This window comes from Ignavibacteriales bacterium (assembly GCA_026390795.1).
GTDB lineage: Bacteria > Bacteroidota > Ignavibacteria > Ignavibacteriales > Melioribacteraceae > Fen-1258.
The window spans coordinates 2,502,865-2,513,934 of sequence record JAPLFG010000003.1 but is presented as its reverse complement, the minus strand read 5'-3'; the positions used below and the strand labels follow the sequence as shown (position 1 = coordinate 2,513,934).

The 11,070-nt window shown below is 36.3% G+C and carries 11 protein-coding genes; 9 read left to right on the top strand and 2 right to left on the bottom strand.

Annotated elements, in window-relative coordinates:
* Nucleotides 1-52: 52 nt before the first annotated feature.
* A complete protein-coding gene (locus tag NTX65_14500; protein ID MCX6170553.1) occupies nt 53-1,036 on the bottom strand; it encodes an AAA family ATPase in 984 nt (327 codons plus the stop codon).
* Nucleotides 1,037-1,435: 399 nt separating this feature from the next.
* On the opposite strand from NTX65_14500, the gene NTX65_14495 reads away from it, so the two are divergent.
* The 8 genes from NTX65_14495 (at nt 1,436) to NTX65_14460 (ending at nt 8,598) form a co-directional block, all read left to right on the top strand.
* A complete protein-coding gene (locus NTX65_14495; GenBank protein ID MCX6170552.1) occupies nt 1,436-1,789 on the top strand; it encodes a hypothetical protein in 354 nt (117 codons plus the stop codon).
* 45 nt (nt 1,790-1,834) lie between these two features.
* Nucleotides 1,835-3,154: an efflux RND transporter periplasmic adaptor subunit gene (locus NTX65_14490; protein ID MCX6170551.1), complete on the top strand. Its 1,320-nt coding sequence runs from the start codon at nt 1,835-1,837 to the stop codon at nt 3,152-3,154.
* A gap of 14 nt (nt 3,155-3,168) precedes the next feature.
* The gene (locus NTX65_14485; GenBank protein MCX6170550.1) at nt 3,169-3,921 is read left to right on the top strand and encodes an ABC transporter ATP-binding protein; all 753 of its coding nucleotides are present in this window, start codon (nt 3,169-3,171) and stop codon (nt 3,919-3,921) included.
* A gap of 13 nt (nt 3,922-3,934) precedes the next feature.
* Complete coding sequence (locus tag NTX65_14480; GenBank protein MCX6170549.1) at nt 3,935-5,155, top strand: ABC transporter permease; 1,221 nt, start codon at nt 3,935-3,937, stop codon at nt 5,153-5,155.
* Nucleotides 5,156-5,195: 40 nt separating this feature from the next.
* A complete protein-coding gene (locus NTX65_14475) occupies nt 5,196-6,527 on the top strand; it encodes a TolC family protein (protein ID MCX6170548.1) in 1,332 nt (443 codons plus the stop codon).
* Nucleotides 6,528-6,788: 261 nt separating this feature from the next.
* Nucleotides 6,789-7,562 carry a hypothetical protein gene (locus NTX65_14470; protein MCX6170547.1) on the top strand — a complete coding sequence of 258 codons (774 nt, stop codon included), beginning with the start codon at nt 6,789-6,791 and terminating at the stop codon, nt 7,560-7,562.
* A gap of 12 nt (nt 7,563-7,574) precedes the next feature.
* Nucleotides 7,575-8,126, top strand: a complete 552-nt coding sequence (locus NTX65_14465; GenBank protein MCX6170546.1) for a YceI family protein — start codon at nt 7,575-7,577, stop codon at nt 8,124-8,126.
* A gap of 55 nt (nt 8,127-8,181) precedes the next feature.
* On the top strand, nt 8,182-8,598 hold the full coding sequence (locus NTX65_14460) for a ubiquinol-cytochrome c reductase iron-sulfur subunit (GenBank protein ID MCX6170545.1): 417 nt from the start codon (nt 8,182-8,184) through the stop codon (nt 8,596-8,598).
* Between the two features lie 61 nt (nt 8,599-8,659).
* Here NTX65_14460 and NTX65_14455 read toward each other — a convergent pair whose 3' ends face one another.
* Entirely contained in the window at nt 8,660-9,835 is a 1,176-nt protein-coding gene (locus NTX65_14455) for a class I SAM-dependent rRNA methyltransferase (protein MCX6170544.1), read from the bottom strand.
* 357 nt (nt 9,836-10,192) lie between these two features.
* On the opposite strand from NTX65_14455, the gene NTX65_14450 reads away from it, so the two are divergent.
* A complete protein-coding gene (locus tag NTX65_14450; GenBank protein MCX6170543.1) occupies nt 10,193-11,065 on the top strand; it encodes an SPFH/Band 7/PHB domain protein in 873 nt (290 codons plus the stop codon).
* The last annotated feature ends 5 nt before the right edge of the window (nt 11,066-11,070 follow it).

Genomic DNA, 11,070 nt, shown 5'->3' with positions numbered 1-11,070 from the left:
TACAGCTTTCAGCAATTAAAAAGGACTGCTGACAGCTGATAGCTGAATGCTATTAAGGTACTTCAATTTTGTTAAGTATTTTTGAAATAATTGTTTCGGAAGAAATATCTTCTGCTTCGGCTTCATAAGTGACCGCAATACGATGACGCAAAACATCGGAACAAATCGAACGAACATCTTCCGGAATTACATAGCCTCTGCGGCGGATGAAAGCCATAGCACGGGCACCCAATGCAAGATTAATAGATGCACGGGGCGATCCTCCGTAACTAATTAAATCTGTCAATTCATCCAATCCAAAATCTTTCGGATTTCTTGTAGCGAAGACAATATCAAGAATATATTTCTCAATTTTTTCATCAACATAAATTTCTTGAACAAGTTTGCGGGCTCTTAAAATATCTTCCGGATTAATCACAGCATTAATTGTTGGATTATCGGAAGTTGTATTCATCTTCATAATTTTTTGTTCTTCTTCCCGGCTTGGATAAGTGATCTTCACCTTCAGCATAAATCGGTCTACTTGCGCTTCCGGTAATGGATATGTTCCTTCCTGCTCAATCGGATTTTGAGTAGCAAGAACAAGAAACGGATCATCCAACTTGAAAGTTGATTCGCCAATTGTTACTTGCCGTTCCTGCATTGCTTCAAGTAACGCACTTTGAACTTTGGCGGGCGCACGGTTAATTTCATCGGCAAGAATAAAATTAGCAAAGATTGGTCCCTTCTTAATTGCAAAGTTTCCGTCTTTCTGATTATAAATCAATGTTCCGATTAGATCTGCCGGAAGAAGATCCGGAGTAAATTGTATGCGTTGAAATTTTGCTTTCATTGACGAGGCGAGAGATTTGATTGCAAGAGTTTTTGCTAAACCCGGTACGCCTTCGAGTAAAACGTGACCGTTGCCAAGTAAACCAACAACAAGTCGCTCAAGCATCGCTTTCTGTCCAACAATTGTTTTACCAATTTCGTTGAAAAGAACATCAATGAAATCGCTTTCTCTTCTGATTTTTTCGTTGAGTGCTGTAATATCCAATTTTAACCCTCACTGTTTTTGTATATCGAATGGTTTTCTACAAACATCCGGAAACTATTGTTTCTGAATTCCGGTTAAAAATTGTTAATTCTTCATTTTTTTTGCGGTGACAAATATAAGAAAATGAAAAATAGAATTGCGAGGTCTCCAATTATTGCCCGATCCAAATGTTAAAAAATCTTAAAAATTTTCCGTAGGCTGGACTCTTAACGGTAACATAGCTAATAATAGTTCGCAAATTTTAACAAATATGCAGAAATGGAAATTTGTAAGGTTATTGTGACGGATTTTGCAAATAAAATTGATTAAACCAGTATTATTTATGATGTGTATAAGTGTACACAGGATAGAATCCACTTAACAAGTTTATTTATTAAACAAACATCTATGGAGTAAAAAATGAGACGAGTAACTTTATTTTTGACATTAATTCTTTTTGTTTCTTCGATGGCAATTGTTGCCCAAGGTCGGATGACTCACGAAGAAAGAGTTAAGCAATACCAAGAAAGACTCAAATTGAATGCTGATCAGACTAAAAAAGTTGATGCCATTTTAGTAAAGGCAGAAAAGAAAATGCAGGAGATGAGAGACAGCGGAAACAGAGATAATTTTAGAGAAGAAATGATGAAAATCAACCAAGGAACAAATGATGAAATAATGAAATTCTTAAAACCTGCTCAAAAAGAAGAGCTTAAGAAAATGATAGAAGAACGAAAGAACAAAATGCAGGGTCAGGGCAGGAATAGACAGTAATAATTTTTTTTAATTAAATATCACACATAGAACTTGAGAACACTTATGAAAAAGAAATCAATCATTGTTTCAGCAGTAATTATAGGGTTATTAATAATTGCGTACTTTTTGTTTTTCAGCGGAGATGGTAAATCTACAAAATTCAGTTACGTAGAATTAACAAAAGGTAATTTGAATGTGATTATCAGTAGTTCCGGTACAATACAGGCAATTAAAACGGTTGATGTCGGAACCCAAGTCTCTGGTAAAATTGACAGACTTCTTGTGGACTTCAACAGTCAGGTTAGGAAAGGACAATTGATTGCAGTTCTTGATACTGTAGTTTTAGCCGCATCTGTAAGAGACGCCCAATCCAGCCTTGATAGAGCCAACGCGCAATACGATCAGGCTTTAGCGGTTCATGAAAGAAATAAAAAACTCTATGAAAAGAATTTTATGAATGAAGTTGACTTTATTGCTTCTAAAACAAATGTACAAGTATTACTTGCATCTAAGAAATCTGCTATGACAGCTCTTGAGAGAGCAAGATTAAATTTGAATTACGCCTTTATCTATGCTCCAATCTCGGGAACAATAATTAATCGAGCAGTGGAAGAAGGTCAAACAGTAGCAGCTAGTCTGTCATCACCTACTATATTTACTATCGCAGAAGATCTTTCATCAATGAGGATTTTAACTAATGTTGATGAAAGCGATATAGGACAGATTAAGATGGGGCAAAAGGTTCAATTCACAGTTCAATCTCAGTCGAATAAAAGATTTGACGGTGAAGTGGATCAAATCAGATTGAATCCAAATGTTGTATCAAACGTGGTTAGCTACGTTGTAGTTGTTAAAGCTAATAATCAAGATAGACTATTATTACCGGGAATGACCGCGACGGTTGATTTTTATGTTGACTATAGAGAAAACGTACTTCTTGTTCCGAATGTTGCTCTTAGATTTCAACCGACTGATGAAATGGCTGCCGAGTATCAGAAAAATAGAGAAAAGGAATTGGCAAGCCTTCCGGATAGCGTTAAGAAAAAAATGCAAGAAAGAGGCGGCGGACAATTCGGTCAAGGATCAACAGGCGGAGGCGGAAACTTCGGCGGGCAGAATGCAATGGGCGGTGGTAACGGAGGTCAAAGAAGACGTACTGCTACCAGAGTCTGGTACTTTGATGAAAACAATAAATTACAGATGAGCATGTTTGCTGCAGGATTAACGGATGGAAAAAATACTGAAATTCTTAGGAGCAGAAACCTAAAAGAAGGAATGAAAGTAATTAGCGGAATTATTGAGAATGACGCTCCAGCTTCAACAAGTACAAATCCATTTAACCCAACTCAGGGTGGTAATCGCGGTCCTGGTAGAGGATTTTAATTAGGAGACAAACTTTGGAAAATATTTTAATTAAAACTGTTGACCTTACCAAAACCTATACTGTCGGCGAAGTTGATGTTCATGCATTGAAATCAGTTAATATCACAATTCAAAAAGGTGAATTTGTTGCCATAATGGGTGCCTCGGGTTCAGGTAAGTCAACACTAATGAATTTGCTGGGATGTTTGGACATGCCTACTTCAGGCGATTATCTTCTTGACGGAATAAACACAAGCAAACTTCCTCAGAATGAGTATGCTCATATCCGTAATCAGAAAATTGGTTTTGTTTTTCAAGGGTTTAATTTACTGCCGCGTACATCTGCTTTGGAAAATGTCGAACTTCCTTTAATGTACGATCGCTTGGAAAAAATTAAAGATCATCAGAAACAAGCTACTGAAGCATTAAAGAGAGTGGGTCTTGCAGATAGAATCCATCATATACCAAGTCAGCTTTCCGGAGGTCAACAGCAACGGGTTGCTCTGGCAAGAGCTTTAGTTAATGAACCCTCTTTGATTCTTGCAGATGAGCCAACCGGTAATTTGGATAGCGTTACTTCTGTAGAGGTATTTAATCTCTTCCAAAAATTAAATGAAGAAGGGATTACAATTGTAATGGTTACACACGAAAGAGACTTTGCCGCATTCGCTAAAAGAATAATTGAAATGCGGGATGGCAGAATAATAAAAGATAACATAATTAAAGACCGGCTTAGTGCTGAAGAAGAATTAATTAGAGTTAAAGCTGCAGCTGAAATAGTAGAATAGAAGGAAACATTTTATGAAAGCTAAAATTATATTAAAAGTTGCTACGAGAAGCATTTTGAAATCTCGAATGAGAAGTTTGCTTACTGCGCTTGGTATAATTATCGGAGTTGCGGCAGTAGTAGTAATGGTTGCTATCGGGGACGGAGCTCAATTAAAAGTTGAACAGCAGATTGCTTCACTCGGTTCTAACTTAATCATTATTACGCCGGGCGCTTCAACAACGGGCGGTGTTAATAGAGGTTCCGGTACTTTTAACAGATTTACATGGGAAGATGTTGATAAAATTAAGAATGAAGCAACCCTAATTAAAGGCGCTACTCCAATTGTATTTTCGGGAGGACAAGTAATCGGCGGAGTAGGAAATTGGTTTACAAGAATCCAGGGTGTTTCCCCGGATTATCTAGAAATTCGAGCATGGCCTTTAGCAAGTGGCGAATTTTTTACGGAAAGAGATGTGATGGCAAGATCAAAAGTTTGCGTTCTCGGTGCCGATGTAGTTAAAAACTTATTTCCTAATGATGATGCAGTAGGACAACAAATTAGAATTCGAAGTGTTCCGTTTAGGGTAATTGGAACACTAAAACCAAAGGGACAAAGCGCACAAGGTACAAGTAACGATGATATTATATTAGCTCCATCAAGAACAGTAGGAGACCGGCTCTCCGGAGATCATATGCGTATCGGCTCAATACAAGTAAGCGCAATCTCTAACGATAGAATTCCTGCTGTAATAGCAGAATTAAAAAGTTTAATGAGGGAATCACATAAGCTTAGCCCCGGAGAAGAAGATGATTTTACAATTCAAGATCAATCTGATTTATCTGAAACTGCAACAGCTACCTCCCGTATCTTAACAATTCTACTTGCATCGGTTGCGGGTGTCTCTCTGGTAGTCGGCGGAATCGGAATTATGAATATTATGCTTGTCTCTGTAACGGAAAGAACAAGAGAAATTGGAATTAGACTTTCAGTAGGTGCAAGGGCTTCAGATATTCTAGTTCAGTTTTTAACCGAAGCAATTGTTCTTAGTTTATCCGGAGGTGTTATAGGCGTCGGCCTCTCTTTCTTGATCGCTTATATATTGAATAATTATACAGATCAATCGGCATATATTAGACCACAGATAATAATGATAGCATTCGGGTTTGCCGGAGCGATAGGAATCTTTTTTGGTTTTTATCCAGCCCGTAAAGCATCGGCACTCAATCCTATTGATGCATTAAGGTATGAGTAAAAAAAATAATTTGTTCATTAATAAATTTCAGGATGATCTGATGAAGTATGTAAAAATAATTTTCATCTCTATTTTCACATTGACAAGTTTTATTCAAGTTAATGCGCAAGAAAAAATAACTTTGAGCAGCGCTATTACAACGGCGTTAAATCAAAATACTTCAATTGTAAAAAGCGGCAACAATTTAGAAATCTCCAACGCGGCAGTGAAAAGTGCCTACGGTAGTTTTTTGCCGACGTTAAATCTCAACAGCGGATGGAACTGGCAGCGGACTAGCAGTTCGGGCAGTACGGTACTTGATTTTTATGGTCAGCCTCAAAACCTTCCCGCATCCGAATCCGATTCGAGAAATTATAGCGTCTCTCTTGGCGGAAATGTTACTTTGTTTGATGGACTTTCGAACATAAACACATTGAATCAAAAGAAAAATGATCTCCAATCGGCAAAATATGATTTGAATAAATTGCGGCAGGATGTTGTCTTGCAAACAGTAAGTCTATTTGTAACAGTCGTTAACAATGAGAAGATACTTAGCTTCCAAAAGGAGGATCAAAAGTACAACACGGATCTGCTTCAAAAAGTGAAGGAGATGTTCGATTTGAGAATGGTTGCGAATGCTGATTTATATTCACAAGAATATCAGACTTCCAATTCACAACTTTCTTATCTGCAAGTGAAGAACAATTATGAAAAAGCAAAAATCAATTTGTTGAATTATCTCTCTAAGGATGTATTGAAAGATTATATTTTTGTGATGGATTCCGCATATATGCCGGAGACTTCAACATATTTAGACAACATTGATAGTGTTTACCAAACCGCTCTCAATAATAGGAACGATTACCAAAGTCAAAAAGCTAAATTGCTTAGTGCCGAGTATCAATTGTCAATTGCAAAAAGCGGTTTTTTACCAAGTTTATCAGGCAACTATAATTTTTCGTCAAGCGCAACTCAACCTTCAAATTTATTTAATCGAAAAGTTTATAGCGTAGGACTTTCATTCAGCTTGCCGATTTTCTCCAGATGGAGCACAGATTTTGCAACACAGTCGGCTCAAGTCCAAATTAAAAACAGTAATGAAGATCTAACTGCATTAGAAAGACAGATTAAAAGTGATGTCAAGAATGCAGTTATAGATTTGCAATCTGCCAAATTAGAATTAGAAGTTACTAAAGCCGCCTTAAAATCTGCAAAAGAAACATGGTCAATTAAAAAGGATTCGTATGTTCTAGGCAGTGCTACTTTTATTGATCAACAGCAGGCTTACAGAGATTATCTACAGGCAAGCAACAATACTATAGCAGCCGAATCTAACTACGTGTTCAGACAGTTTGGACTTATGAGCGCATTAGGAATTTTAAAAACAGAGTAGATACATTTAAAAAAATACTTTATATTAAATTGTACGCTTACAACTTCCTGAAAATATGTTTAGCTACTTTTCTCCCGCTAATGCGGGAGAGAGTCTGTTTATTTCGAAATATTTCTCCATTAATAACTTTTGCTCATTAAGGTAAAAATTGATACCGCAATTATAGTTTTGGAACTTATAATTCAAGAACTGTGTTGGACTTTTAAATTATAGAGAGGATCAAGGAATAATATGTGATACTATTAAATAAATGAGGTAAAAATGGACTCAAACCTTTCGTTGCAAATCACCCCGTTTCAAGTTTTATTAAAATTTATTTATAACAACAAATATTTTTCTAAAATATTTCTTATCATTTTTTTAAGCGCACCATTTTTATTTGCACAAGAACTCTCTTCAATCTTAGAACTAAGAAGCCGAATATTACAATTCCCAGATTCTCTTAATTCAACAGAAACATCTTCAATTTCAATTTCAGCTCAACCGGATACTACCATCCAAGTTTTTAAACCAAAATTGTTGCCGGACAATATGAGTTTGATGGAAAAGGGATTATGGGGCGAGCACAGCATCCTACGAGGAATCGGTATAGCACCGGAATTGACACGTGAATCAAGAATGAACGAACTCAAAATACGCAGGACTATGCTTTCTATTCATCAAATCGGAGGTTTCGCATCGCTCGGTTTAATGCTGGCAACTTGTTATTACGGTCAACGGATTGTTGATGGAGACTTTAGTGTTATACAAACTAAGCGAGCTTTAGTTACGGCAACAATCGCCACATATTCTCTCACTGCGTTGTTATCAATTCTTTCACCCCCGCCACTAATTCGCCGTGATGAATTCAGTACGACCTCTCTTCATAAAACTCTTGCTTGGTTCCATGTGGCGGGAATGATAATTACTCCTATACTAGGAAAATTAATTGATACGAGACGTGCATTTCATATGGACAAAGCACATTATCATCAGATTGCGGGATATATAACAACAGCGATTTTTGCCAGCGCAATGATAGTAATAACATTTTAGAAGGAGATAAATGTGAAGAGAAAAATAAATGTAATATTAATCGGGCTCTTTGTTTTGAATTCAATTTTATTTGCGGAGATAAAACAAATAGAAGCTGTAAAAAAGGAATCTACAATTACATATCAACTTACACATCTGCTTCATGAAGTAGAATCAACTAGCAAGGAAGCCTACTGTACTATTGATGTTGATCCTACCACGAAAGAAATTAAAAAAGTTACCGTACAGGTGGATGTTACTACTTTTGACAGCGGAAATTCTAACCGGGATTCGCACGCTATGGAAGCAGTTGACGCTCTCACATATCCCGATACAAGATTTGCAAGTACAAGCATTTCTCAAAAGGGTGACAGTCTAAAAGTTTACGGTAAACTCACATTTCATGGGATTACAAAAGATATTGTAATCTCGGCCGCCACTAAATGGACAAACAATAAATTAATTGTTAATGGAAATTTTAATATTAGTCTAACGGCATTTAAAGTGGAGAGACCGTCGTTGCTGCTGATACCCGTTAAGGACACTCTTAAATTCAGTCTGACTCAAGTTTTTAATATTCAATAAATCATTAACTAATTATCGATTCCGGTATTGATAACTAATCTTAGAGGCAAACTAAATGGATAGAAAAGAATTTTTAACAACTCTTGGGAAAGGAGCTGCAATTGCCGGCTTAGTATATTGTGTCGGATGTAGTGCAAATGGTAATGATGTACCAACAGCACCAACAAATGTAGATATGACACTTGACTTAACTCTATCTGCCAATGCAGCATTGACTACCGTTGGCGGATCGCTTGTTTCTGACGGCATTATTATTGGCCGTGTCAATCCAACTTCATTCGTTGCCGTTTCTAAAGCTTGTACTCACCAGGGAACAACAATAGAGTTTCAGTTAAATAACAATAGGTTTTTTTGCCCTCTTCATGGTTCAACCTATGCGTTGGACGGAACTGTTACAAACGGACCAGCACCACGATCACTTGTTAAATACAACACATCATTCTCCGGAAACAGCTTGAGGATTTTTAGTTAGTTATTAAGCAGAATTAGATTATTAGAAAAAAGCTGAAGCAGACTATTGCTTCAGTTTTTTTTTATTTGGATGAAACTCTGAAAGCAGCAAATTTAAGATAAACAGTTTCATCCATTACCGGCAGTGATGGATGATCTAATGAGGCATTATTGAAATAGAAAAGCTGAATGTTCTTTCCGGCTTTCAATGCAGCATTATTGATTGCTTCCAAAAACAGATCCGTTTTCACATGATGCGAACATGATGAAGTGAATAATAAACCACCGTCTTTTAATAATTCCATAGCAAGACGGTTTAACTTTTCGTAACCTTTTAGAGCTGTTGCTATAGTTTTTTTACTCTTTGCAAATGCAGGAGGATCCAGATTTATCACATCAAAAGTTTTTTTCTCAGATTTACATTTTTCCAGATAATCGAATACATCAGATTGAATGAAATCAACTTTGCCGTTAAATCCATTAAGAGAAAAATTCTCTTTTGCGTTTTTCAGTTCTTCTGATGATGAATCTACAAATTCCACATATTCAGCGCCGCCTTTAGATGCATGTAAACCAAAACCACCGGAATTACAGAAACAATCAAGTACAGATTTATCATTACAAAATCTACCGAAGAATTCCCGATTATCGCATTGATCAAAATAGAAGCCGGTTTTGTGTCCGGTTGAAAAATTAATTTTGTATTTGATTTTACCGTCGGAAATAATTTCTTCGTTCATCTCACCAAGATAAATTTGGTTCTCGACCGGTAAACCTTCCAGTTTGCGGAAATATTCTTCACCTTTCGAAAATATATTTTTTGCCGAGAAGTCATCTTTCAAAATATTTACAATGTATTCGATTCCCTTCTCTATTCCGGCAGAGTAAACCTGGAGAACAAATGTATCGTTGTATTTATCAATAATAAGTCCGGGCAGAAAATCACTTTCGCTAAAAACCATCCGGTATGAATCTCTTTCCGGATAAATTGCTTTTCTAAAATTATATGCCGAGTGTAAACGGTCGTGGAATAACTTTTGCAGATCAATCTCTTCTTTATATGAGATGATTCTAACAGCTATAAGTGAATTAGCATTATAAAATCCGCACCCGATAAAATTGTTCTTGGAATCGTATACTTGAACAAGGTCACCATTTGAAGCTTGTCCTTCAATCTTTTCTATTTCGTTACTGAAAATCCAGAGGTGTCCTTGTTTTACTCTACGTTCTTCGTTTTTTCTTAAAAATACTTTTACCACATTTTTTCTCGTTTGTTGTTGCAAATATACCTGTAAATGGATCATTTGACTAACTAAGAATTTGGGCTCTTTTCGTATCAAATCGGTAGATTTATAATATTCCAACTTAGCTATTGATTAACTTTTACTTAAGACATATGTTTGATGCGGATTTTGGGGAATTTCCGAAGTGCTTTTACAATACAAAAATTCTTATTCTTCTTTTATCTCTTCCTTATATGAAAGTCTCTTGACACTTTCTTGTTTGCATTTATCTTCGGTGCATCTTACTTCAATAAATTTCAATCGGCTCAAACTCAAGAATAAATTATCTATCATTTTGAATAGATAGAAAATCTAAAATAAAAGGAGGAGAAGATGGAAGAGAGTTCAAGTGCTGCGTGGCTTATTATTATTGTTGTACTAATAATTCTTATTTTTTTCTGGGGAATAAGAATTGTCCGCCCAACAAGAAGAGGATTGGTCGAACGGCTTGGAAAATATCATCGTTTTGCCCACCGAGGATTTAATTGGATAATCCCAATGATTGACAAACTATATTTAGTAAACATTACTGAACAAATGGTAGATGCTGAACCACAGGAAATAATAACAAACGACAACCTTAATGCGATGGTCGATGCACAAATTTATTATAAGGTCAAAGATGATGAAGACAGTGTAAAGAACTCACAATACAACGTTAATAATGTTAACTACCAGATTGTAAATCTCGCAAGAACAACTCTAAGAAATATTATCGGTACGCTCACACTGAAATCTGCAAACAGCGAGAGAGGAAAAATTAATGAAGAACTTCACACTGTATTAATTAAAGAAACGAAGAATTGGGGAATTGAAATTGTAAGAGCGGAATTGAAACAAATTGATCCGCCAAAAGATGTTCAGGATACTATGAATAAAATTGTTAAGGCGGAAAATGAAAAAATTGCAGCTGTTGATTTTGCGACTGCGGCAGAAACAACTGCGGATGGTTTAAAGCGTGCCGAAATTAAAAAAGCAGAAGGAATCCGCCAGGCAAGAATTCTTCAAGCTGAAGGTGAAGCCGAAGCAATTAGATTAGTTAACGAAGCCGCCGAAAAGTATTTTGTTGGAAACGCTCAGATTCTTAGAAAACTTGAGACTGTTCAGAACGCTCTTGCGCAGAATACAAAGATCATAGTTCCTCAGGATCAAGATCTTGTCAATGTTATCAGCGATATGGCAGGAATTGTTCCGATCAAAAAATAATATGT